Genomic DNA, 23,817 nt, shown 5'->3' on the forward strand with positions numbered 1-23,817 from the left:
CTGGCTAATTCTAGTTAATTTGTACGGAAGATAATATGTGCTGACAAATCACATCACCCACTTGCGACGTAGTGTTAGCAAGATGACGTTTTTCTGGTGGAAGTAGTTCCCCAGTCAATACACCTTCAGCTAATGCTTTACGTACCGCATCATCAATTTGGTCTGCTGCTTTTGTTTGATTTAAGCTGTAACGTAGCATCATTGAAGCAGATAAGATTTGGGCAATTGGATTGGCGATGCCTTTGCCCGCTATATCCGGCGCTGAGCCCCCGGCTGGTTCGAACATACCAAATCCGCTTTCATTCACACTTGCCGATGGTAATAAACCCATAGAGCCCGTAATCATTGCGCATTCATCAGATATAATGTCGCCAAACAAGTTAGAGCAAAGCATTACGTCGAACTCGTTGGGGTAACGAAGCAACTGCATAGTCGCGTTATCGATATATATATGTTCTAAGGTTACTTCTGGATAATCTTTTGCGACTTCCTCAGTAACTTCACGCCATAATCGTGAGCACACTAATACATTTGCTTTATCAACTGAGGTGACTTTTTTACCGCGTTTCATTGCAGCTTCAAAGGCGCTTTTGGCAATACGACGAATTTCTCGTTTTGAATAACGCATGGTGTCGTACGCAAACTGTTCTTCACCTTCGCCTTCTAAGCCTTTAGGTTGGCCAAAATAAATGCCACTAGTAAGTTCTCTGATAACTAAAACATCAAAGCCGCTTGCCGCAATATCAGCGCGAAGTGGAGATAAGGCTTCTAAACCAGGGTAAATTTTTGCAGGTCGTAAATTACTAAATAAATCAAAATGACCACGTAACGCCAGCAGCGCGGCTCTTTCTGGGCGTTGCTCTAGAGGTAAACTGTCCCACTTAGGGCCACCAATCGAACCAAACAAAATAGCATCTGCTTGTTCGCATCCTTTTAGCGTGTATTCTGGTAGCGCCTGCCCGTGATTATCGATGGCTAAGCCACCTACATCATATTCGTTCAGAGTGAATGACAACCCACAGGTTTTTTCAACTGCACTGAGTACTTTTCTAGCCTCAGCCATTATTTCCGGACCTATACCGTCTCCTGGTAATACGGCAATTTCATAATTAGACATGTACTTATTAAACCCCTGCAATTTTTATTTGTTGTTTCTTCTGTTGATCAATTTGGTCGGCTAAATGTGTATTGTTTAACACGTAAATCAGTGCCTTTACACCGGACTCTACGATGTCAGTGGCTAGGCCAATACCGTTAAAGCGGCGGCCATTATATTCAGCAATCAAGCTTACTTGAGCTAATGCATCGGCGCCTTCACCTTTAGAGTCGAGTTTGAAGTCAACCACATCTACGCGGCTGTGCCCAATGGCTTTCGTAATGGCGTTAAATGCTGCGTCTACAGGGCCATTACCAACCGCTGACTCAGTGATTTCAATTTCACCGATACGCATTTTGACGGTGGCACTAGGAATGATTTCTCGCCCCGAGTTTGCCTGTAAATAAAGCAATTCGAAATGAGCTTGCTCTTGTTTTTGTTGATCAAAAAACAACAGTGCTTCTAAATCGTAATCAAACACCTGACCTTTTTTGTCGGCCAATTTCAAAAATGCAGCGTAGATTGCTTCTAAATCGTAATCACTCTCTTTGTAACCTAATTCGGTTAATCGATGTTTAATAACGTGGCGACCTGAACGTGATGTAAGATTCAAGTTGTTTTTGTTTATGCCCACGCTTTCCGGTGTCATGATTTCGTAGGTATTTTGCGCTTTCAATACGCCATCTTGGTGAATACCGGAAGAGTGACTAAACGCATTAGTACCGACAATGGCTTTATTGGCCTGAACTGGCATATTACACAGCTGACTTACTAATTTAGAGGTGCGTGAAATTTCGTGGGAGTTGATGTTGGTTTGTAATCCCAACATGGCTTGACGGGTTTGCAAAATCATTGCAATTTCTTCTAAAGAGCAGTTACCTGCTCGCTCACCAATACCATTAATTGTTGCTTCAACTTGTCGAGCGCCGTTTTCAACCGCCGCCAATGAGTTGGCAACAGCCAAACCTAAATCATTGTGACAGTGTACAGAAATTGTTGCTTTGTCGATGTTTGGAACGCGGTTAAATAGGTTTTTGATGATGCCGCCAAATTCTGTTGGCGTCGTGTAGCCCACAGTATCAGGGATATTCACTGTTGTTGCGCCAGCGGTTATGGCAGCTTCAACCATACGACACAAATAATCGATATGCGTGCGTCCAGCATCTTCACAGGAAAATTCCACATCATCGGTATAGCGGCGCGCATGTTTTATGGCATGCACTGCCATTTCAACAATTTCATGTTGGGATTTTTTAAGCTTTGCACCAACATGAATATCAGAGGTGGCAATAAAAGTATGGATACGAAATTGATCTGCGACCTTTAACGCTTCACCGCAGGCATCAATATCTTTTTCTAGGGCTCTAGATAATCCACATACAGTGGCGTTTTTGATTTCTCTTGCAATACTTTGTACAGAAGCGAAATCACCCGGTGACGAAACTGGAAATCCTGCTTCTATAATGTCTACGCCTAATCTTTCAATGGCAAATGCTATTTGCAGTTTTTCTTTAACAGTGAGACTTGCTGGCAGCGCTTGTTCGCCATCACGCAAGGTTGTATCAAATATTTTCACTTGATTAGACATATTTTTTCTCCTGTTAAGTATATTGCCCATATAAAAAAACCCGTGCGTTGCACGGGTTTTAAAATCAGTTGTGACATTTACAACCTACCCGTGCAGTCTCGCTGCCAGAAGTAGTAGGATGTTGAGTAAAGTTGCTTTACGTAATGTCACATTGCTCTCAATTAATCAAATTTTGAGTAAATTCTCTAGTGGTGTATTTGTATCCTTTATCGGCCTATGCGTCAACCTTAGATAATAAATCCTTATATATCGCTTTGGAATAACTAACCTGTTCTCGGGATAAGCAGTGCTTTATTGGTCTCATTTTTGCAGCCACTTTGCTTAACAAAAAGGTATATCCTTGAACTATCTTTGAGGATTCATTTATTTGCTGTTCGGTTATTAACTACTTGTAGGTTTTCCAGTTAATTGTGGTGGATAAAAGTAATTCTCTAAGGCTGAGTGTTCTGGGAATGGTTTTGCCTTTGTGGTTCCAACTATGGCCGCAACAAGCAGCTGTAATATTGCCTTTATTTGGAATCAATAAGGTTTTACTTTGCAATGAATGGTCATACTCACCAAGAAATGTTCCGTTGAAATCAAACCAGCCGTGTTTGTTGAAATGTAATTTATGGTTTTCTTTGTCTATTCTATCAACAGAGTCTAATTCTACTGTTTCTATGCCCATATCACTGATGCAAATAGGCGATGGCAAACCCATACGAACATGGCTTTGAAACCATGCCAATAATTTTTGCGGATCGTATTTGGCGCTCACACATTTAGCCGCTTGTTTAGCTTGCCAACTGCCGTTGTGGACGTCTACTTCGATGGGGTAACTTTGAGCTAGTAAGTATTCAGCTGCATTTTTAATATGATAAGGCAATCCTGACAACCTACGCTGTAATAACCGTATATTGTTGACAGTACTCTTGCTTAATGACAGCAATTCTCTTTCATACAGGGCATTGCACAGCTCGGCAAAATGGCGCTGTCTTTGATCGGAGGCGAATATATCAACTTGTTGTTGATGATTGGTATCGGACATTATCTGACTTATATCAGACAATTAGGGTAGTTGTAAGCATGTACCAGATAAAACTTAGGCTGGTACATGCTCATTAGGCTTTATTGACCTTTAATTTCAGCGCGACCGCCGTAACTAACTGAGTCACCTAAAGCTTCTTCAATGCGAAGCAATTGGTTGTACTTAGCCACACGATCAGAGCGGCATAGTGAACCCGTTTTGATTTGACCAGCAGCTGTACCCACCGCTAAATCAGCGATAGTTGCATCTTCAGTCTCGCCACTACGGTGAGAGATAACAGCAGTGAAACCTGCATCTTTTGCCATCTTAATTGCATCTAATGTCTCGGAAAGTGAACCAATTTGGTTAAACTTAATGAGGATAGAGTTACCTACACCATTGTCGATACCGCGTTTTAAAATTTTAGTATTGGTTACGAACAAGTCATCACCAACTAGTTGAATTTTATCGCCAATTTTACCAGTTAGGTAAGCCCAACCATCCCAATCGCTTTCATCCAAACCATCTTCAATTGAGATAATTGGATATTTAGCTGATAGGTCCGCTAGGTAATCACTGAACTCTTCTGAGTTAAAGATTTTACCTTCACCTTTCATATTGTACTGACCATCTACGTAAAACTCAGATGATGCACAATCAAGGGCAAGAGTAACGTCCTTATCCATCACATAACCAGCACTTTCAACGGCTTGAATGATAACTTTAAGAGCTTCTTCGTTAGAGCTCAAATTCGGAGCAAAGCCACCTTCGTCGCCAACTGCAGTACTTAAACCTTTTGCAGACAATACTTTTTTCAAGCTGTGGAAGATTTCAGCACCCATGCGTAGCGCTTCACGGAAGTTAGGTGCGCCTACAGGCTGAACCATAAATTCTTGAATATCGACGTTGTTATCAGCATGTTCACCACCGTTGATGATATTCATCATTGGAACCGGCATTGAATATTGTCCTGGTGTACCGTTAAGTTCTGAAATATGTTGATATAACGGTATTTTCTTCTCCATAGCCGCAGCTTTTGCCACTGCTAGAGAAACCGCCAAAATGGCGTTAGCACCAAATTGTTCTTTATTTTCGGTGCCGTCTAAATCGATCATGATTTGATCAACTGCACGTTGGTCTAGCGCATCTTTGCCTAGCAAAGATGTTTGAATATCACCGTTTACTGCTGCTACGGCTTTTAAAACGCCTTTTCCTAGATATCTAGATTTGTCACCATCGCGCAATTCCAAAGCTTCGCGAGAACCAGTAGATGCACCAGATGGAGCGCATGCTCTGCCCCAGGCACCACTTTCTAAATATACGTCTGCCTCTACAGTTGGGTTACCACGCGAGTCCATTACCTCACGGCCAATAATCTTGCTGATTTTTGCCATTTTTGTTGCCTTATAAAAATGTTTAATTTACGTTCTAAGCACACGCACAATATAACCCCCAATGGGGCTATATTTTATGATTATGCGAATAGGCGCTTGATTTTTCTTTAATTATTATTTTTATGGTATTCACCAGCGGCGTGCACAAACCCAGTAAATAATGGGTGGCCGTCACGGGGTGTAGAGTTAAATTCAGGGTGAAATTGGCCAGCTATAAACCATGGGTGGTTAGGCAATTCAATTACCTCCACCAAACGTTTATCAGTTGATAAACCAGATACAACCAATCCTGACGCTTCGATTTCGCTACGTAGGTTGTTGTTCACTTCATAACGGTGTCTATGGCGCTCATAAATTTCTGTATTACCATAGGTCTGCTGAACCTTTGTATCTGGAATCAAATGACACAATTGACTACCCAGACGCATTGTACCACCAAGATCAGAACTTTCATCTCTGACCTCTGTGCTACCGTCAGTTTCCTGCCACTCAGTGATCAAACCCACCACTGGGAAAGGCGTTTCTGGATTAAATTCGGTGCTGTTAGCATCGGCCATGCCAGTCACATTTCTAGCATATTCGATTAACGCCACCTGCATACCTAAACATATCCCTAAATAAGGTATTTTGTTTTCGCGTGCATATTTCGCCGCGGCAATTTTACCTTCAATTCCTCGTTCACCAAACCCGCCAGGGACCAGAATAGCGTCAAGATCTTGTAACACAGCTTCGCCCTTGCTTTCAATGTCTTGCGAATCGATATAACGGATATTAACTGATAAGCGGTTTTTAAGGCCGGCATGTTTTAACGCTTCGTTAACTGATTTATAAGCATCGGGTAATTCTACGTATTTACCAATCATTCCAATGTTTACTTCGCCAGTTGGATTTGATTCTGCGTATAAAACCTGTTCCCATTCAGTTAAATCAGCTTCAGGGCAGTCCAAACCAAAACGTTTAACCACTAACTCATCCATTCCTTGGGCTTTTAATCCCGCTGGAATTCGATAAATACTATCAACATCTTTAAGGCCAATAACTGCTTTATCGGGGACGTTCGTGAACAATGCGATCTTTTGACGTTCGTTTGAGGGAAGGGCGCTTTCTGAACGGCAAACCAGAATATCCGGTTGGATACCGATAGAACGTAATTCTTTAACTGAATGCTGAGTGGGTTTCGTTTTCACCTCTCCAGAAGCGGCCATATAAGGAACTAGTGTTAGGTGCATGTACATTGCGCGCTCGCGACCAAGCTCTGCTCCCAATTGACGAATTGCTTCGAGAAACGGTTGTGATTCAATATCACCAACAGTGCCACCAATTTCAACAATCGCGACATCTACCCCTTCGGCACCTTCGATTACGCGGCGCTTTATTTCATTAGTAATATGTGGAATAACCTGAATAGTTGCACCAAGATAATCACCGCGTCTTTCACGTTTTAACACTTCTTCGTAAACGCGACCTGTAGTGAAGTTATTGCGCTTAGTCATGCGGGTGCGAATAAAGCGCTCGTAATGACCTAAATCTAAATCTGTTTCTGCACCGTCATCGGTAACAAATACTTCGCCGTGTTGGATGGGGCTCATGGTGCCCGGATCCACGTTAATATATGGGTCCAATTTGAGCATCGTAACTTTCAATCCTCTAGCTTCGAGGATTGCAGCTAACGAAGCTGCGGCAATACCTTTTCCAAGTGATGAAACGACACCACCTGTGACGAAAATATAATGTGTCATGTGTAACCTAAGACGTTTGGAGTTGAATAAGAATACTTGACCAAGGGACCGATAAATTTTCGGCGTATGGACGGCTCAACAGTATACGGAAAGCTGCCTGTCCATACAACGAACTTTTTCATTTAAGCGCGACAAATTTTGATATGAAATAATCTAAATCTATAAGCCGCGAATAACTATCAAATACTTAGGATTGGTTACTGATTTCTTTCAATGAATAAAGTAGTGCCAATGCTTCTTTAGGCGTCAATTCATCGGGGTCAATTTGCTTTAATTTAATCCGTAACTCATCTACAGAATCCAATAAGTCTAATTGCTGTGAGTGATTACTTACTGTTAGTTCATCAACTTCTATATTTGGTTGTTTCTCCAAAATTGCGAGTTTCGCTTTGGCTGAGCGAATAACACTTTTGGGCACACCTGCTAATTGCGCTACTTGCAAACCGTAACTGCGGTTGGCAGGTCCTTCTTGTACTGCATGCATAAAACGAATTTCGTCGTTGTGTTCAACAGCATCAAGATGCACATTGGCCAGGGAATCGAGTTCTGCAGCTAATTTTGTTAACTCAAAGTAATGGGTGGCAAAAAGTGTGTAGGCGTTAATTTGTGAGGCGAGGTATTCGGCGCATGCCCAAGCTAACGACAGGCCATCATAAGTGCTGGTACCGCGACCAATTTCGTCCATCAACACTAAACTGTTAGCCGTTGCATTGTTTAAAATATTAGCGGTTTCGGTCATCTCAACCATGAAGGTCGAACGGCCGGAAGCGAGATCATCTGAAGCACCAATACGGGTGAAAATTCTATCTATCGGGCCGATTACTGCTTGCTGTGCCGGTACAAATGAGCCTATATAAGCCATAAGCACTATTAAAGCTGTTTGCCTCATATAGGTTGATTTACCACCCATATTAGGCCCCGTAATAATTAACATCCGTCTTGTTGGTGTCATGGCTAACGGGTTGGCGATAAAAGGGGTTTTCATAACATTTTCTACTACAGGGTGGCGACCTTGTTCGTAAAATATTCCCGTCTCTTCACTCATTTCAGGACAATGTAAGTCTAAGGCATCAGCTCTTTGTGCTAAATTACAAATTACGTCGAGTTCAGCTAATCCCATAGCGCATGCCATGAGTTCATTGAGTTGCGGTAGCAATAAATCAAACAACTGTTCATACAATTGTTTTTCTAAGGCTAATGCGCGTCCTTGACTGGTAAGGACTTTATCTTCGTGTTCCTTGAGCTCAGGAATGATATAACGCTCATTATTCTTGAGGGTTTGGCGGCGCACATAATCTGCAGGTACTTGATCCGCGTAACTGCGACTGACTTCAATATAGTATCCATGAACCTTGTTATAATTGACTTTTAGCGAGTGAATGCCGGTGCGTTCTTTTTCTCTGATTTCCAATTGCTCAAGGTAGTCTGTTGCACCTTTTGCTAAGTTTCGTAAATCATCTAACTCTTCATTGTAACCAGGAGCGATTACACCTCCATCACGGATTAATACCGGAGGGTTAACAATAATGGCTTTATTCAATAAGTCACTAAATTCAGGGAAGTTGTTGATATTTGTACTCAACGTCTGAAAATTTGAACCTAAATCGGCTAACTTGTTTTGAATTTCTGGCAGCATGTCAAATGCGTTGCTCAACCGAGAGAAATCTCTTGGTCGCGCTGAACGTAACGCCAACCTTGCTAAGCAGCGTTCCATATCGCCAACCGACTTCAGCATGTCGCGTAAGTCTTCGTATTCGCTTTGGTGTAAGGCTTGTATTTGTTGTTGACGGCTATTTATTACCTGCAAGTCGCGAATCGGGGTTTGAATCCAGCGTTTTAACAAGCGACTGCCCATTGGCGTGACAGTAAAATCTAAGATGCTTGCTAAAGTATGCTCAACGCCGCCAGATAAATTCAAGGTTAATTCTAGATTGCGCGTTGTGGCTGCATCCATGAGCACGGTATCGTCATTGTTTTGCAACTGAATATTGCGTATGTGTGGTAAAGCTGAGCGTTGGGTGTCTTTAACATATTGAACAATACAACCTGCAGCGCATATGGCAATTTTTGCGTCTTGAATTCCAAAGCCATTTAGTTCAGTGGTACCAAATTGCTGATTCAGTTGATTGCTGGCGGTTTGAAAATCAAATTCCCAAACTGGACGGCGACGCAGTCCAACTCGGTTGTCTATTAAGTGCAGGTGACTAAACCCTTCAGGGTAAAGTAATTCTGCCGGGTTACAGCGCTGTAATTCGGCTAAAAGCGCTTCTTCTCCAGACAATTCAGAAATACTAAAACGGCCACTTGTTATATCTAGAATAGCCACACCAAACACCTCTTTACGGGCAAAAACGGCGGCTAGTAAATTGTCTTGTTTATCTTCTAACAAGGCTTCATCAGTCACGGTTCCAGGGGTCACAATACGCTGTACTTGTCTTTCCACTGGGCCTTTGCTGGTCGCCGGATCTCCAACTTGTTCAACAATGGCCACTGACTGTCCCATTTTTACTAAACGGGCTAGGTAATTTTCAACTGCATGATAAGGCACGCCAGCCATAGGAATAGCATTACCACCAGATTTGCCTCTGGCAGTAAGAGAAATATCCAATAACTCGGATGCTTTTTTAGCGTCGTCAAAAAACAGCTCATAAAAATCCCCCATTCGATAAAACAAAAGAATGTCTGGATGCTCCGCCTTTATTGTTAAATATTGACGCATCATAGGGGTGTGACTATCTAGATCAGACTGTTTAACGCTATTACTCATTGAGGTTGCGATCTCTTTGCAGGTTGAGGTTATGTTCGGAATAAATAACTTAATCGAATTAAGGCAATTAAAAACAATTGGGCATTATAAGAAGTATGGGTTTTTTTTCTAGCAGTTGTTAGTACAATCTGCCAGATAAACATTGAAATGGAGCATATTTGCATTATGTTAACCGAATCTATAGAGCGGGTTTCCCAACAACTTGGACAACAGCTAAAAAGCAAAGGTTGGACGATTAGTAGCGCAGAGTCTTGTACAGGGGGCGGTGTCGCCTTTGCAATCACCAGTGTTGCGGGAAGCTCTGAGTGGTTTAAACAGTCTTTTGTTACCTATTCTAATGACGCTAAACAATCTTTATTAGGAGTGAGACAAGAAATCTTGATGTCATTTGGCGCAGTGTCTCTACAAACGGTTGAGCAGATGGCCTCTGGATGCGCACTAAAATCGCAAGCAGAAATTGGGGTTTCTATTAGTGGAATTGCAGGACCGGATGGGGGAACTGAAGATAAACCCGTTGGTTTAGTTTGGTTTGGTTTTTTTATCAACGGTGATATTTCTACTGAAAAGCAGATTTTTTCTGGGGATCGGCATCAAGTAAGACTTCAGGCCATTGAATTTGCATTGCAACAGACTAGCCAACGAATTAGCTAAGTCTAAACATGTATTTAGATAGTTACGCTGAATAACTTTGGATAGTATTTTTAACTTTCAAAAGCAGAAATTCGTAAAAAAAGTAAAACTGTACTTGTAACTGTATAATCATACAGTATACTTCTGGGCATAAACTTAACGTCAAGTTACTAATAAGTAAGTTCGTTGAACCCTTGTTTAATTTATCACGCTATTTTCGAAGGACATTCCGATGGACGATAATAAATCTCGCGCATTATCAGCTGCTCTAGGGCAGATTGAAAAACAATTTGGTAAAGGTGCAATTATGCGCCTCGGAGACAACCAAGCTTTAGATATTGAAGCTATTTCAACAGGTTCTTTGACGATTGATATCGCGTTGGGAATAGGCGGTCTTCCTTGTGGACGAGTCGTTGAGATATATGGTCCTGAATCATCAGGTAAAACAACGCTAACTTTGCAAGCTATTGCTGAAGCGCAAAAAATGGGTAAAACCTGTGCGTTTGTTGATGCAGAGCATGCCTTGGATCCTGTCTATGCAGGAAAGTTAGGGGTAAACATCGATGATCTTTTGGTTTCGCAGCCAGATACCGGTGAACAAGCATTGGAAATCTGCGATATGTTAGTTCGTTCTGGCGCAGTAGATGTTGTAGTCGTTGACTCAGTGGCTGCGTTAACGCCTAAAGCTGAGATCGAAGGTGATATGGGTGATTCTCATGTTGGTTTACAAGCACGTCTGATGTCACAAGCGCTACGTAAATTAACGGGTAACATTAAACGTTCAAATACTTTGGTAATCTTCATTAACCAAATTCGTATGAAAATTGGCGTTATGTTTGGTTCGCCCGAAACCACAACTGGTGGTAATGCACTTAAGTTCTATGCCTCTGTAAGACTAGATATTAGACGTATCGGTGCGATTAAAGACGGTGATGAAGTGGTTGGTAATGAAACCCGTGTGAAAGTTGTTAAAAACAAAGTCGCACCTCCATTTAAACAGGCTGAATTCCAAATTCTATATGGCCAAGGTATTTGTAAAGAAGCCGAACTTATTGATTTGGGTGTTAAGCAAAAGTTTGTTGAGAAGGCTGGAGCTTGGTATAGCTACAATGGCGAGCGTATCGGTCAAGGAAAAGCCAACGTGGTTAAGTATTTGAAAGAGCATACTGATATGGCTGACGATATCGAGAAGCGTCTGAGAGCAGAGTTGTTGCTGTCTAAAACAGTCAAACCAGAAGATCCTGTAGCTTCTGAGGATGTGTTGTAACCCTAACCTTATACACATCCCCTAAGCGTGAGTTCCCCGCTAATTTATTTAGCGGGGTTTTTTAATTTTCCTCCCTTTCAATATCCCAACAATGTAATCTTTCCAATTTTCGAGTAAATTTTTTACATTAGTAAAATAAAGCCTACTTAATTTTTATATTTCTGGCTTCTTGTCTCAATCATTTTGTTTTTTATTATTTTTATATCTATTTGATATTTATTAATAAAATCGATTTTTTATGGTGCTGTTTTAACTTCTACTAACTGTTTTTAAGAAATGGTGTGGTTTCTGCATTTACCTTAGTGCGTAACTCAACAACCAATGATTAACTTTGGTTATTTCTTTAAGTCATTAATAGGAGATTTTTATGAGTAATGAAGTAAAACAAGTGAACAAAGTAGCAGACGTGATTGAAGTGCTAAAAGCAGGCGCAGATTTTTATGAAGAAAGTATTGATAAAGCAACCCATGAGTCTGTAAAGCAAGTGTTTGCGAGAATGATGTTTGAGAAAAAAGCAGCAATCGAAGCACTTCAGCCTTTTGCGATTGCAGAGCAAGGTGACAAAGAAACTGGTGAGTCCATCGCCGTCAATGTACGCAACATGTACACAAAATTGGTAGGTTTTTTATCTTTTGATAAAGAGCATACCTATATTAGTCAACTTGAAGAGGTTGAGGACAAGACACTCGAAGTAATCGACGAGGCACTTGCAGAAAAGCAGCCTGATACATGTACGTTAGCCCTTAGAGAAATTCGAGGCACTATGCAAGCTTGTCATGACGAGATGAAAGCCCTGCAGGAACTCACTGCTTAACCGATAACTTAATGATAGCTAGCCGCTCATTGAGCGGCTTCTAATATTATTATCAACTAACAACAAATGAATCAAGAGGTAAATTATGGATATCATTAGGCTAATATTGGCTATTCTTTTACCCCCAGTTGGGGTGTTTTTACAGGTGGGCTTTAGTGGCGCATTTTTCTTAAATATATTGCTTACAATCCTCGGCTATTTGCCAGGCATAATTCACGCTGTTTGGATTATCGCTAAACGATAGATTGAATCTGCAATAGAGTTAAGTCCGTGTTGCAAAATATAATCTTGCTAGCGGACTGCTCCTATTCCTCTCCCAGAATTCCCCCAATGTGTTAATCCCATTTATCTTTTATCACTAACTCTGTAAAGAGAGGGAAATGATCAGAATCAATCGATGGCAGCCTTTTAATGTCAGCCAACATAAAATGTTGAGAATGAAAGAGGTGATCTAATGGCCATCTGATTATCGGGTAATCTGCATGAAAAGTGTTAAAGAAGCCGCGACCAATCCTTGGATCTTTTAATCCACTTAGTTTCCGAAAAGCTCTTGTGGTAGGTGACCAAGCTACGTCATTTAGATCTCCGGTGACTATTATTGGTTGTTTGGACGGCTCGACTTTATTGGCTATTAAAATGAGCTCTTTATCTCTGGGTTTTGCCGTGTCATTTTCAGTAGGTGAAGGCGGCGCTGGATGTAAAAAATGGAATTTAACTTTGACGCTTTCGGTAAATTTAATATGGCAATGAACAGAGGGAATATCTTTTTCAATTAATTCCAGTACCTCTAAATCCGATATTTCGTGTTTGCTGTAAACGTGCATTCCGTAGAGGTTATCTAATGGTTTATTTACTCTGAAGGGAAAGTCGGCATGAATGGGTTCCATTGCGTCTTGCCACCATTTGTTGGTCTCTAACGTAACAACAATATCTGGCTCGTATTGACGGATTAAATCAATTAGTTTTTGTGCCGATCTGTTGGGCATTAAAACGTTTGCAGTAATGACTTTAATAGATACCTTGGATTCAGTTGATGAGCTATCAGCGTGCTCCACTTCTTTTGGATATAAAAATGTGTAAGGCAGAATCCAAATTGACTGATAAATTAAGCTCGCTAAATTAACTATCAGCAGAGTGTACATTAGGTAGTCTTCGGTTAAGTATAAAACCATTAGTACGTTGATGATTATCAAGCAAACGATCTGAACCCTAGGAAATTCCCAGCTGCGACATAACCAATGATTACTCGGCAACAAGGGTAGCAAGGTTATCGCTACTAAAAAGCAGCTTGAACAGATAAGACCTATTTCCAAGATAGTGCTCTCAAAGATGGATGTAATTGTTGCAAAGGATATCAGAACTATTTACAAGGTTAACCCTATTTTTCAATAGAGCATGTTAGATGCTTATTCTAACTATCTGTTTTTTAATGACTTAGTTCTTTAATTCTCGATGGCATAGTCGTTGCAATTTTAAAAGTACTATACGCCATTTATGGGGCGATAGCATTCTAACTTTAAAAGGAGAACAAGATGACGAACCAAACGCAATCGGCAGCAAAGATGGCTAACGAAACAACTGCTAAGTCGGAGACTCCAATCGCAGATAAAATGACTGATGCGCTTCATCATTCAGTTGATTCCTTAGCAAAACAAGCTGCTAAAACTGAAGAAAAAGTGAGACACTCAGCAAGCGCCTCAGCTGAAACTCTATCGGAAAAACAGCAACAAGCGCAGGATTACTGGAATTCATCTGCAGTGGGCAAATTCACTAAAGAAAATCCACTTGCCACCGCCGGTATTGCATTTGCCGCAGGTATGGCTCTCACTGCATTTTTGAAAAGAAAGTAAACTGACGATGGTTGATGGTAACGCTCACCATAATGAAGAGTCTACAGCGCCTAAAGATGACGCTGTAGATTTTTCGGACCTGCAGGCCTATTGGTCTAGAGTATGGGATGCGCAAAAAGAGCAAATTAGCAAAGCCAAGTCGTTGGCTGTTCAGGAGTTAACGCTATCAGGTAAAGCACTATTGCTTAGCGCAGTTTGTGTTTTGTTGCTGGTGGGGATCAGTTTAATCATTTGGACGACACTGCTACTGACACTTGGATATGGAGCACATGCCTTTGGCGTGCATTGGCTGATAGTTGCCTTGTCGTTAATTGTCATCAATGTATTAATGTTCTGGGTCATACATCGAATTTTCAAAAATGCGATTCGTTCAATTGGTTTATCAACCACGATCAAGACTTTATTTGAGCCTAGAAGTGAAAATTCATCCGCGCAAAACTATCCACTAAGACGAGAAAAATAAGGCGATTAACATGTTAGATTTATTAGCTAATCAAAAAGCCATCGTTGAAAACAAAGCTGAGCTGTATAAAGTGTCGAAAGACATCAAACGTCACGCTTTAGATAAGGCACAGGATCAATCTAAACATTGGATTAGCTCACCTCGAGGTCTGTTGGCATCTTTTGTGGCTGGTTCTATTTATGAATTGCAATCCAGTTCAGACTCAAACTCCACTAGAACTATAATCAGTCTATTGTTACGAGCTATTTAGCCTTTCGCTTTTTTTACTATTAATTTAGCTCGTCAACCCCCGCATTTAAAATCTAAGTATAAATTACAAGCCAATAAGCAATTTTTTCTTATCTACGCGAACGCAATTTTATCAGGTGTTGTTTAAATCTGTTTTAATTGACTTAAGTTATTGTTTATATTGATAATATCTGTTTTATGAGATCTATTAATTGTCCTTTCATTTTGGTATCAAAACTGCAAAACAGTCTATAAGTTAAAAGTGCAGAGAATAGGATATCGCAATGAAAAAGTTAACGTTATTTTCGGTAATTATTGTGGCAATTTTAAGTTCGGCAATGGTGATTGGGCAAACCGAACCTGTACCTGAAACTAAACCTGATCCTGTGATTCATTTATTGAAAAATTTTGAGCAAAGGTTACAGAGGGTGGATAAAACGAAACAAGACCGCAATAGTCGACTGCGTCTCCAGCGTGCTGAATATTATTATTACTCTTCAAAACGCTTTCATCAATCAAATTGGCAAGCCCAGGCTTTGGATCATGCGCAAAGAGGCCTACGATTATTAGATTTAAGAGAAGGTAATATTCAAACTTCTTCAACTGGTTCAGCTTTACTTAGCTCTGGATCGTTCACACCGCAATCAGAAGCTGCATCAGCCAAAATATAGGTAAAAAGGTTACCAGGTTAGATAGCGGCGGCGCTTAGCGTTGATAGACTATTTACGGGCGTTGCAGATGCCATTGCTAATCGACCTCGCCAATGAGCTAAGGATTGTTCGCTTGCTGTTACGGCTTTAATCACATTCAACATTTGTATCGAGGCATCAGAGATACGCATACCCTTATTGGTAGTTGCTAGTACCAGACGCGTCATCTCCGGTTGTTCAATTTTTAACGTTTTGACTACCTTGCTTTCTTCTAAATGGTACATTGCTGAGGAAGGTAAAATCATTAAACCTTCACCTTGAATTACTTGCCTTAAACCTGTCATCAGTTGCCCTGAATAGGCTTTATTATGTTTTAAGGCAACGCCTGTGGTGAGTTCATAAGTGTTTATTAATTGTCCCAGTGCGTCTTTTAAACCAGGGGTTAATAGTTCAAATTGGCTCAACTCCCAAAAATTCACTGTATCTCGGTTAAGCAATTGTTGATAATTGGCAGCACTGTCATTACTGCCCACAACAAGATACATATATTCTTCAATAAGAGGAAAGGTGGTCATGAAATTCTGATCAATTTCTTGCTCATAGGTTAAAGCAATATCGAGTTGATTGGTTTTGAGCCATTCTTTTACAGCGTATGAGGGCCCCGTGCTGATTTCTAATTTTATATGCGGATGGAAACGATTAATTTCAGCGATCAGCGGCATGGACAACACGTTACCGATAGAGGGTAGCATGCCCACCCGAACTGTACCTGAGCGATTACTTATTAACTGTTGTAGTTCAATTTTGGCGTCATTGATTGTTTTTGTGATGGTTTGAGCATGATTAACAAATATTTGCCCGGCTTGCGTTAGGGTTACTCCTCGAAAGCTGCGTTCAAGCAAAGCGGCGCCCATTTCTCTTTCCAAGTTTGCTAATTGCTGACTGATAGCTGGTTGAGCAATGTCTAATTCTCTGGCTGCTGCGGCAATACTACCTTTTTGCACGGTTATTAAAAAATACTCCAACTGTTTAGTATTCATTCAGCACATTGCTCCTAACACTGTTACTCAATTGATTGAATTTCTTATTCTCCATTGCACTAATTTAGTTACATTCCATTTCGAAACTCATCTTTTGCACTATCTACTGTAATTGCTTGTAAATTAAGCATTTTTTATACCATTCTTATAATTATTAAAGCTTGAAATTGTAAATAATATGTTTTTTTGAACTTTTGGGAATATTTTTTTACGCACAAATGAATTCGTATCTTATTGATACTTATATGTAAATGTAGAGGCTCAATATTTTCCCTATAACCCTCAATAATCTTTTTTCTTCCGCGTCGCCAGTGCTTTTCTTAGTCTCTTGTGGGTTAGTTGATACGGCTAACAGGATAAACAAAATACTCTCTTGCCTGCAGTTGGTGCTTAGTTGATCACTTTAAGGGCAAACCCTTAGGTAATAACAAGTTTAGGTATTTTTTATCAAAACAAAAATAAAAACATAAGAACACGGACAACAAGTCACGGACGTAATACTGAGAACACATAATAATAAGGGAACACTCAATGAAATTAACCAAAATCAATACTGCCATATTAGCTGGTTTATCTGGTTGCGCTATTTCTCTGCTGAGTGCACCTTTAGCATTTGCGCAAGAAGCCGCAGCAGAAGACGATAATCTTGAGAAAATTGCGATAGTAGGTGCTCGAGGAGCGCCAAGAACTGTGACTAGTTCTCCAGTACCCGTGGATGTATTAAGTGCAGATGACTTAAATGCAGTAGCATTTTCGGATATGAATGATGTACTAAAAACCTTAGTGCCATCCTATTCGGTCTCTCGCCAACCTATTTCAGATGGTGGAACCTTTATCCGCCCAGCTCAATTGCGTGGTTTGCCTACCGACAAAACCTTAGTACTGGTGAATTCTAAACGACGCCACCGTGCTTCTTTAGTCTCTATTGGTGGTTCAGGTACGCAAGGGCCGGATTTGGCTACTATTCCAACTGCTGCCATTGCCAGTGTAGAGGTACTCCGTGATGGTGCTGCTGCGCAATACGGTTCTGACGCCATCGCTGGTGTAATCAATTTTCAGCTAAAAAATAACACCGAAGGTGGGATGTTTTCAGCCGAAATAGGACAATATTTTGAAGGTGATGGCGATCAATTAGTTATCGCTGGTAACAAAGGTTTTGCTCTTGGTGATGACGGTTTTCTAAGTATCTCTGCTGAGTACTCCGATTCAGAAGCTACGTTTAGAGGAACACAATATTGCGAATCTTGGTTCTGTGTAGACGATCAATCTGCCGAGTATATTGCCGCTGCAGAATTGCAAGGTCAAACAGTCCATGGTTCATCTCAAGTTCAACCTTGGGGACAGCCTAATTCAAGTGGCACTCGTATATTTGTTAACACAGGTTATTCACTTTCAGATGACGTTGAACTCTACGGATTCGGAAATTATTCCGAAAGTGAGGGAGACGGTGCATTCTTTTATCGTTATCCAGGTAATGGCACCATTGAAGATCTTCGTTTAGAAGATGGTTCAATATGGAGCCCAATCGAAATATTTCCTGGTGGATTCACACCACGTTTCTTCGGAGACGTAACTGACTACTCACTGCTTGGTGGTATTAAAGGTGTGAACGATGCTTTTACTTACGATATAAGTGCCCGCTATGGTTACAATGAAATTTCGTATACGTTAAGCAATACTATTAACCCATCAATGGGTAACTTATCACCTACGTCATTTAAACCGGGTGATTTAAGTAATGAAGAGACGCAAATTCAAGCTGACTTTACCTATGACCTGGCTGAATACGTTCTTGCTTTTGGTTTGAGTTATATGGATGAGTCATATGAAATCTCCGGTGGAGAAGAAGACTCCTATTTTGCGGGTCCTTACGCCTCCGCAGATCCATGGGATTTCTGTACAGATGATTATGTACCAACTGAAGCTGGTGAAGCTGTTATTGACAATGGTTCGACATTAGATTGTGCTAACTATACGACCAATGATGTAGATGGTGACGGTTTTGAAGACGACGGTATTGAAGGATTAGATCCGGTTTACCGTGTTGTTGGTGTAGGTTCTAATGGTTTCCCAGGTTACTCCCCTGAGTTCTCAGGCAAATACTCTCGTGATTCTTATGCTGCTTATGTGGATATTTCAGGTGATCTAACTGACAAACTATTTGCACAAGCTGCACTACGTTATGAAGATTATTCTGATTTTGATTCCGAGCTAGTTTATAAAGTCGCTGCTATTTACCAATTTACCGACGAGTTTGCAGTTCGTAGTTCATACGGAACTGGTTTCAGAGCACCAACTCCAGGTCAGCAAGGTACAACCAATGTGTCTACACGCTTACCCAATGGGTTTCCGGTTGCGACAGGTTTGTTTCCAGCAGGTGGTTCGGTTGCCCAAGCACTTGGTGCTGAAGAGCTTCGTCCCGAGTTATCGACTAACTTTACATTGGGTTTGACCGCAGCAATTGGTGATTTCAGCTTAACTGTTGACTACTACCATATATTATTGGAAGACAGAGTGTATGCTGTTTCTACCATGGATGTGTCTACCGATCCGTCAACTGGTGATGATTATACTAACTATTTAAATCTGGCTGAAGCCGGCGTGGTGGGTGCTGAATCCATTGGTGGCGTTTTCTTCTTCCAGAATGCCTTCGATACAATAACCGAAGGTCTAGACGTAGTTGGTACCTACGCTTTGAAATCTGATTTCGGCGAAACTATGTTTACCGCTTCGATTAATTATAACTCTCAGGAGTTTGATTCAGATCCAAGTGATTACTTAAACGCTGAAGATCAGTTCGATTTTGAGAATGGTGTACCCGAAATGCGCGGAGTGTTCTCGATTAATCATAGTTACGAGGATTGGAGTTTAACCACGCGTTTCAGTTATTACGGTGAATATGAAAATGCTAACGATAGCTCTGATGATACTGAAATCCAGACTTTTGGTTCAGAGTTAATGGTTGATCTGGAAGGTACCTATCATATCAATGATATGTATACGGTTTCCTTGGGGGTTCGTAACATTTTCGACAACTATCCTGATGTTGCAACAATGGGAGATTCGTGTTGTGGACGCGTTTATCGCTCAGATTCAGTGGTTGATTGGCAGGGAGGTTACTACTACGCCAAGTTTATTGCTAATTTCTAAAACGTAAAACGTTTAGAACATAACAGAAATGGCAGAAGGGGCGAAAGCCCCCTGCTTGTTTTACGGGTTTATTTTTTATTGAGTTGAGTACATATTTTGATAACAATTTTTAGTGGAGCGATGTTGTGATGGAGATAGAGTTACTCTGGTTCGTTCTAACGTTATGTTGTGCCGGCGCTGTTGCTGGTATTACCGCCGGTTTATTTGGAAACGGTGGTGGTTTTGTTGTGGTGCCCGCTCTATTGGCGGTTTTTCCGTTTTTTACACCCAATTCTGAAGAATTGGTCAAGGTCGCTATCGGTACGTCGTTAGCTTCTATTGTTGTCTCTAGCGCTCGTTCAGTGATGGCACACCGTCGAAGAGGCGCCGTTGATTTTGAAGTGCTTAAGTCATGGTCAATATGGATTGTATTGGGTGTGCTAGGAGGTTTAGCTATTGCTAACCACACAAGCAGCGTTGGATTAACCATCGTTTTCGCTGCGGGTGTTTTGTTGTATTCAATTTATTTTCTGTTCCCTGATTTTGTAGTTCGTCCAGGTGTTTCGTTTTCCATGCCTTCAGGTATTGGCAAAGCCACTCTGGCATTCGTGTTGGGAGGATTTTCAGCGCTTTTAGGAATTGGTGGTGGAACACCTACTGTTATCACTATGGTGATGTGTAAACGCACTATTCAACAAGCAGTGGCGACCGCTGCAGGTGTGGGATGTTTAATTGGGTTACCTGGGGCCATCGGATTTTTATTTATGGAAAACACAAGCCCTGAAAGTATGCCAATTGGAACCGTAGGTTATATCAATTTACCTGCGCTTATTGCCATCAGTGTCGGTTCTATTCTAACCGCACCATTTGGCGCTTCAATGGCCCATAGTTTTAGTGAGAAAAAGCTTAAACGTCTGTTTGGTATTTATTTAGTGATTGTATCAACAGCCATGTTTATCAAAGTTTTGTCGTAGACACGTATTAAGAAAAAAGGAAAACAATAATGACTTATAATCCATCTAGACGCTTATTTTTAGGAGGCAGTATTGCTGCTTCTGCCGCCGGAGCTTCTGGTTTAATTGTGCCTGCTGGTTTGGCATCTGCTGCCACAAGTCCTGCACCAAAAGTGAGTTACGGACCTGCCGCTGGTATTGCCAAGTTGAATGCTAACGAAAATCCCTATGGCCCTAGCCCTGAAGCTCTGAAAGCTATTTCTCAAGCGAGTAGTCAAGGGGGGGCATATTACGCCTACAATGCCGGCATGTATTTACGTGACATGATTGCCGAAAATTACAATTTGAAACCAGGTAATATTTCGATTACTGCTGGGTCATCCTTGATTCTGGCCTTCGCCGCTTTGGCAGCAACCACAAAAGGGGTTATTTTGGGGCCAGATTTATTTTGGGACACAACCTCTAAAGCGCCAATCAGCCAAGGTGGTCCTGATATTCGTCGCGTTGCAAATACAGCTGACTTGGAGATTGACCTAGATGCCCTTTACGATGCTATCGATGATAACGTCGCTATGGTACATGTATGTAATCCCAATAACCCCACTGGGCGAATTCTTGATCCTATGAAACTCAAAGAGTTTTGTATTAAAGCATCTAAGAAAACCTTGGTGTTAGTTGATGAAGCCTATAATGAACTCATTGAAGATGGTCCTAAACATTCGATGATTCCACTTATTAACCAAGGCCACAATATTATTGTCGCCCGTACTTTTTCTAAAATTTACGGACTTGCAGGTATGCGCGTTGGTTACATGTTAGGCTCAGAAGAGAACATTGAATTTATCAATAGATATGGATTGGGTGGCTACTCTATCAATCAGGCTGGTTTAGCCGCAGCCATTGCCAGTTATCATGATGAAGGCTTCAAAACATTTTCCAGAGATAAAGTGATGGAAGCTAAAGGTATTATCCAGTCAGCGGTAAAAGCCAATGGTCTAACAGCTTTACCCTCAAGTACAAACTTCGTATTTGTTAACTTGGGTGAAAATGGCGATGCGAATGCATTTCGCAAAGCGATGGAAAAACAGAACGTGTTAATTCGAGGTCAATACCGTACCTATAAGCCTTGGTCGCGAGTCAGCACTGGCATTATCAAAGACGTACAAATGTATGCTGATGCTATGCCTAAAGCATTAGATGAAATGTATAAAATGATGAAATCTTAATCTCAGATAAACTGTTTTCAGTTAATCAAAAAGTTGCGGGTTTAAAGTAACCCCATTATTTGGATAACACCAATAATGGGGTTTTTTAATGTGTTAATGCGGCTAAACATTATAGCTAGCGTTAGATGAGCATTGCTCTAGCCGACTGAAAACTCGTTGGGCTAGAGCTTGAAACGTCACCGAATTAATATGAGTTAAGACTCTTAATGTTTTACGGTGTTGAGTGTCTGTGTTCAAACTTTGATTATGCTAAAACTAGTTTCAAGGCGTCAACACAAGCATCTGTCTCTGCAGGTGTTCCGATACTGATACGAGACCAAGTGTCATAACCAGGCCATGTTCTACCAACCACTTTTATACCGGCAGCCTTCATTTTTTCTGAAAACTGATCATGGGGCATACCTGTATCCATATAGATGAAATTCCCTTGGGGATTTTTAGCATATGGACGTCCTAGTTCTTGTGCGGCAGCTGTTAGCTTAGCGCGTTCTGTTTGAACACGTTTTCGCATGGTATTTAAATTTGCGTGGTCATCCATACTCGCCATACCGGCAACAAGTCCGAGATAGTTCACGCCGCCCATTCTTAACATGCGGCCAATTACTTTAGCTTGTTCCGCAGGCATGATGGCGTAACCTAAACGTTGACCGGCCATCGCATGTATTTTTGAGAATGTGCGACAAATAACCACGTTGTATCCGTCTGCTGCTAACTTTGATTGAACGTTTGCTGGATATGCATCTGACATTTCAATGTAGGCTTCATCGATGAAAACCTGAGCCTTTTGTGACACACGTTTTGCGAATTCGGTAAGCTTAACAGAATCTACGACACACCCAGTTGGGTTATTTGGGTTACAGATATAAACCGCTGTGGTGTCATCAGTGACTGCTGCTTCAATTGCGTCTAAATCGAAATTCATATCAGAGTCTAACGGCACGTAAGTAACCTCTGCGCCCATAAACTCTGCGCCACGAGGCACACCTTCATATGTCGCCATGGAAGTAACTAACTTGTTCCCGTTTTTGGTGATCCAGTCTGCGTATCCAAATAGGATAGGGGATGAGCCATTGGTAACAACGATCTGTTCTTCGGATACACCCTCTTGGGCTGCAATCTTCTTTTTCAGGACGTCGACTGTCGCATCAGCGTATCTGCCTAGATTGAACAACTCAGATTGCATGGCTTCCACTGCTTTAGCTGAAGGTCCAAATGCGTTTTCATTTGAGGATAATCTAATTAGGCCATCACTCACATTAGGCGTTGCGGATGGAAAGTGATCCGTTTTCATGCCTGCTGCATTTAGTTCTTTTACGCTTGAATCTACACACGCAGAAAGTGCTACCGCTCCCGTACCTAATCCAACGGATTTTAGCCATTTGCGGCGTGAAGAATCAATTATATTATTGTTTGTTATACCTTGTTTCATTTGCCACTCTGTCTAAAAGTTACTGGGATTTTAGATTAAATCCTACTGTTCTTTTTTGCAATGGTTAATGTTGGTTAAGTCGATGAAATTGATGAGGTTTTTTATCTTTTTAATGGTATGTTTTTTTGCTGTAAATTAAGTTAATTTAATGTTTCCTTCTTTACAAAATAACAACTTGGACAGGCATATGTTAGTTTCAGAAATGGAACAACTTGGACAGGCATAAAAACAACTTGGACAGGCATATGTTAGTTTCAGAAACAGTTGTAGCTATATTTTTAATCAAGCAATGTGAGTTATACAACTATTCGGAGGTTCAATCGCGTTAAATATAAGTGGAGATTAAGTTTCAAGTTAAAAAGTAGATACAGCGGAAAGTTGAAATAACCCATTACTATCGTGGGTTCTCATAACATGAATTTAGGTTTACTTAAGCCGGTTTTAAATTTAACAACCTAACTAATACTTGCTTGTCGACGTCGGCGTTTATATTTGTTGAGGGTATTGATTTGACCTGCGGCCACACTAAACGATGTTTCAAAACTTGA

The 23,817-nt window shown here is 41.0% G+C and carries 20 protein-coding genes; 11 read left to right on the forward strand and 9 right to left on the reverse strand.

Annotated elements, in window-relative coordinates; genetic code table 11:
* Positions 1 to 10: 10 nt before the first annotated feature.
* The 6 genes from leuB to mutS all read right to left on the reverse strand — a co-directional run bounded on the left by leuB (position 11) and on the right by mutS (position 9,590).
* Positions 11 to 1,117 carry a 3-isopropylmalate dehydrogenase gene (leuB, locus tag Q4567_RS12420; RefSeq protein WP_216046833.1) on the reverse strand — a complete coding sequence of 369 codons (1,107 nt, stop codon included), beginning with the start codon at positions 1,115 to 1,117 and terminating at the stop codon, positions 11 to 13.
* Between the two features lie 7 nt (positions 1,118 to 1,124).
* On the reverse strand, positions 1,125 to 2,684 hold the full coding sequence (gene leuA, locus Q4567_RS12425; RefSeq protein ID WP_216046832.1) for a 2-isopropylmalate synthase: 1,560 nt from the start codon (positions 2,682 to 2,684) through the stop codon (positions 1,125 to 1,127).
* Between the two features lie 385 nt (positions 2,685 to 3,069).
* Positions 3,070 to 3,711 (reverse strand): hypothetical protein, encoded by a 642-nt coding sequence (locus Q4567_RS12430; protein WP_216046831.1) that lies wholly within the window; start codon positions 3,709 to 3,711, stop codon positions 3,070 to 3,072.
* Between the two features lie 80 nt (positions 3,712 to 3,791).
* Complete coding sequence (gene eno, locus Q4567_RS12435; RefSeq protein WP_216046830.1) at positions 3,792 to 5,084, reverse strand: phosphopyruvate hydratase; 1,293 nt, start codon at positions 5,082 to 5,084, stop codon at positions 3,792 to 3,794.
* Positions 5,085 to 5,191: 107 nt separating this feature from the next.
* A complete protein-coding gene (locus Q4567_RS12440; protein WP_216046829.1) occupies positions 5,192 to 6,823 on the reverse strand; it encodes a CTP synthase in 1,632 nt (543 codons plus the stop codon).
* Positions 6,824 to 7,010: 187 nt separating this feature from the next.
* Positions 7,011 to 9,590: a DNA mismatch repair protein MutS gene (gene mutS / locus Q4567_RS12445; RefSeq protein ID WP_303500557.1), complete on the reverse strand. Its 2,580-nt coding sequence runs from the start codon at positions 9,588 to 9,590 to the stop codon at positions 7,011 to 7,013.
* A gap of 165 nt (positions 9,591 to 9,755) precedes the next feature.
* Here mutS and Q4567_RS12450 point away from each other — a divergent pair, with 165 nt between their 5' ends.
* From Q4567_RS12450 to Q4567_RS12465, 4 genes are all read left to right on the forward strand, one after another.
* Positions 9,756 to 10,241, forward strand: coding sequence for a CinA family protein (locus Q4567_RS12450; RefSeq protein ID WP_303500559.1), 486 nt, complete (start codon positions 9,756 to 9,758; stop codon positions 10,239 to 10,241).
* A gap of 211 nt (positions 10,242 to 10,452) precedes the next feature.
* Complete coding sequence (recA, locus tag Q4567_RS12455; protein WP_216046826.1) at positions 10,453 to 11,487, forward strand: recombinase RecA; 1,035 nt, start codon at positions 10,453 to 10,455, stop codon at positions 11,485 to 11,487.
* A gap of 367 nt (positions 11,488 to 11,854) precedes the next feature.
* Complete coding sequence (locus Q4567_RS12460) at positions 11,855 to 12,301, forward strand: PA2169 family four-helix-bundle protein (protein WP_303500560.1); 447 nt, start codon at positions 11,855 to 11,857, stop codon at positions 12,299 to 12,301.
* A gap of 85 nt (positions 12,302 to 12,386) precedes the next feature.
* Positions 12,387 to 12,545: a YqaE/Pmp3 family membrane protein gene (locus Q4567_RS12465; RefSeq protein WP_216046824.1), complete on the forward strand. Its 159-nt coding sequence runs from the start codon at positions 12,387 to 12,389 to the stop codon at positions 12,543 to 12,545.
* Positions 12,546 to 12,636: 91 nt separating this feature from the next.
* Here Q4567_RS12465 and Q4567_RS12470 read toward each other — a convergent pair whose 3' ends face one another.
* Complete coding sequence (locus Q4567_RS12470; RefSeq protein ID WP_303500561.1) at positions 12,637 to 13,443, reverse strand: endonuclease/exonuclease/phosphatase family protein; 807 nt, start codon at positions 13,441 to 13,443, stop codon at positions 12,637 to 12,639.
* 390 nt (positions 13,444 to 13,833) lie between these two features.
* Between Q4567_RS12470 and Q4567_RS12475 the strand changes: the two genes are divergently transcribed.
* The 4 genes from Q4567_RS12475 to Q4567_RS12490 all read left to right on the forward strand — a co-directional run bounded on the left by Q4567_RS12475 (position 13,834) and on the right by Q4567_RS12490 (position 15,513).
* On the forward strand, positions 13,834 to 14,151 hold the full coding sequence (locus Q4567_RS12475; RefSeq protein ID WP_216046822.1) for a DUF883 domain-containing protein: 318 nt from the start codon (positions 13,834 to 13,836) through the stop codon (positions 14,149 to 14,151).
* A 7-nt stretch (positions 14,152 to 14,158) separates the two neighbouring features.
* The gene (locus tag Q4567_RS12480; protein WP_216046821.1) at positions 14,159 to 14,614 is read left to right on the forward strand and encodes a hypothetical protein; all 456 of its coding nucleotides are present in this window, start codon (positions 14,159 to 14,161) and stop codon (positions 14,612 to 14,614) included.
* Between the two features lie 10 nt (positions 14,615 to 14,624).
* A complete protein-coding gene (locus Q4567_RS12485; RefSeq protein ID WP_303500563.1) occupies positions 14,625 to 14,864 on the forward strand; it encodes a hypothetical protein in 240 nt (79 codons plus the stop codon).
* A 262-nt stretch (positions 14,865 to 15,126) separates the two neighbouring features.
* Entirely contained in the window at positions 15,127 to 15,513 is a 387-nt protein-coding gene (locus Q4567_RS12490; RefSeq protein WP_216046819.1) for a hypothetical protein, read from the forward strand.
* Positions 15,514 to 15,530: 17 nt separating this feature from the next.
* On the opposite strand, the gene Q4567_RS12495 is transcribed toward Q4567_RS12490, so the two are convergent.
* Positions 15,531 to 16,532: a LysR family transcriptional regulator gene (locus Q4567_RS12495; protein WP_303500565.1), complete on the reverse strand. Its 1,002-nt coding sequence runs from the start codon at positions 16,530 to 16,532 to the stop codon at positions 15,531 to 15,533.
* 531 nt (positions 16,533 to 17,063) lie between these two features.
* Between Q4567_RS12495 and Q4567_RS12500 the strand changes: the two genes are divergently transcribed.
* The 3 genes from Q4567_RS12500 (at position 17,064) to Q4567_RS12510 (ending at position 21,840) form a co-directional block, all read left to right on the forward strand.
* On the forward strand, positions 17,064 to 19,682 hold the full coding sequence (locus tag Q4567_RS12500) for a TonB-dependent siderophore receptor (protein ID WP_303500566.1): 2,619 nt from the start codon (positions 17,064 to 17,066) through the stop codon (positions 19,680 to 19,682).
* Positions 19,683 to 19,810: 128 nt separating this feature from the next.
* Positions 19,811 to 20,635 (forward strand): sulfite exporter TauE/SafE family protein, encoded by an 825-nt coding sequence (locus Q4567_RS12505; protein WP_216046953.1) that lies wholly within the window; start codon positions 19,811 to 19,813, stop codon positions 20,633 to 20,635.
* 29 nt (positions 20,636 to 20,664) lie between these two features.
* On the forward strand, positions 20,665 to 21,840 hold the full coding sequence (locus Q4567_RS12510) for a histidinol-phosphate transaminase (RefSeq protein ID WP_216046816.1): 1,176 nt from the start codon (positions 20,665 to 20,667) through the stop codon (positions 21,838 to 21,840).
* Between the two features lie 244 nt (positions 21,841 to 22,084).
* On the opposite strand, the gene Q4567_RS12515 is transcribed toward Q4567_RS12510, so the two are convergent.
* Entirely contained in the window at positions 22,085 to 23,269 is a 1,185-nt protein-coding gene (locus Q4567_RS12515) for a histidinol-phosphate transaminase (RefSeq protein ID WP_216046815.1), read from the reverse strand.
* Between the last annotated feature and the right edge of the window lie 548 nt (positions 23,270 to 23,817).

This window comes from Aliiglaciecola sp. 2_MG-2023 (assembly GCF_030548145.1).
Classification (GTDB): domain Bacteria; phylum Pseudomonadota; class Gammaproteobacteria; order Enterobacterales; family Alteromonadaceae; genus Aliiglaciecola; species Aliiglaciecola lipolytica_A.

Bases quoted from the DNA above. Each gene is read 5' to 3' on its own strand.
- Q4567_RS12465 (WP_216046824.1), top strand. From the start codon at position 12,387: ATGGATATCATTAGGCTAATATTGGCTATTCTTTTACCCCCAGTTGGG.
- Q4567_RS12485 (WP_303500563.1), top strand. From the start codon at position 14,625: ATGTTAGATTTATTAGCTAATCAAAAAGCCATCGTTGAAAACAAAGCT.
- Q4567_RS12460 (WP_303500560.1), top strand. From the start codon at position 11,855: ATGAGTAATGAAGTAAAACAAGTGAACAAAGTAGCAGACGTGATTGAA.
- Q4567_RS12505 (WP_216046953.1), top strand. From the start codon at position 19,811: ATGGAGATAGAGTTACTCTGGTTCGTTCTAACGTTATGTTGTGCCGGC.
- Q4567_RS12440 (WP_216046829.1), bottom strand. From the start codon at position 6,823: ATGACACATTATATTTTCGTCACAGGTGGTGTCGTTTCATCACTTGGA.
- Q4567_RS12475 (WP_216046822.1), top strand. From the start codon at position 13,834: ATGACGAACCAAACGCAATCGGCAGCAAAGATGGCTAACGAAACAACT.
- Q4567_RS12450 (WP_303500559.1), top strand. From the start codon at position 9,756: ATGTTAACCGAATCTATAGAGCGGGTTTCCCAACAACTTGGACAACAG.
- Q4567_RS12510 (WP_216046816.1), top strand. From the start codon at position 20,665: ATGACTTATAATCCATCTAGACGCTTATTTTTAGGAGGCAGTATTGCT.
- mutS (WP_303500557.1), bottom strand. From the start codon at position 9,590: ATGAGTAATAGCGTTAAACAGTCTGATCTAGATAGTCACACCCCTATG.
- Q4567_RS12480 (WP_216046821.1), top strand. From the start codon at position 14,159: ATGGTTGATGGTAACGCTCACCATAATGAAGAGTCTACAGCGCCTAAA.
- Q4567_RS12430 (WP_216046831.1), bottom strand. From the start codon at position 3,711: ATGTCCGATACCAATCATCAACAACAAGTTGATATATTCGCCTCCGAT.
- Q4567_RS12500 (WP_303500566.1), top strand. From the start codon at position 17,064: ATGAAATTAACCAAAATCAATACTGCCATATTAGCTGGTTTATCTGGT.
- eno (WP_216046830.1), bottom strand. From the start codon at position 5,084: ATGGCAAAAATCAGCAAGATTATTGGCCGTGAGGTAATGGACTCGCGT.
- Q4567_RS12495 (WP_303500565.1), bottom strand. From the start codon at position 16,532: ATGAATACTAAACAGTTGGAGTATTTTTTAATAACCGTGCAAAAAGGT.
- leuB (WP_216046833.1), bottom strand. From the start codon at position 1,117: ATGTCTAATTATGAAATTGCCGTATTACCAGGAGACGGTATAGGTCCG.
- Q4567_RS12490 (WP_216046819.1), top strand. From the start codon at position 15,127: ATGAAAAAGTTAACGTTATTTTCGGTAATTATTGTGGCAATTTTAAGT.
- leuA (WP_216046832.1), bottom strand. From the start codon at position 2,684: ATGTCTAATCAAGTGAAAATATTTGATACAACCTTGCGTGATGGCGAA.
- Q4567_RS12515 (WP_216046815.1), bottom strand. From the start codon at position 23,269: ATGAAACAAGGTATAACAAACAATAATATAATTGATTCTTCACGCCGC.
- Q4567_RS12470 (WP_303500561.1), bottom strand. From the start codon at position 13,443: ATGTACACTCTGCTGATAGTTAATTTAGCGAGCTTAATTTATCAGTCA.
- recA (WP_216046826.1), top strand. From the start codon at position 10,453: ATGGACGATAATAAATCTCGCGCATTATCAGCTGCTCTAGGGCAGATT.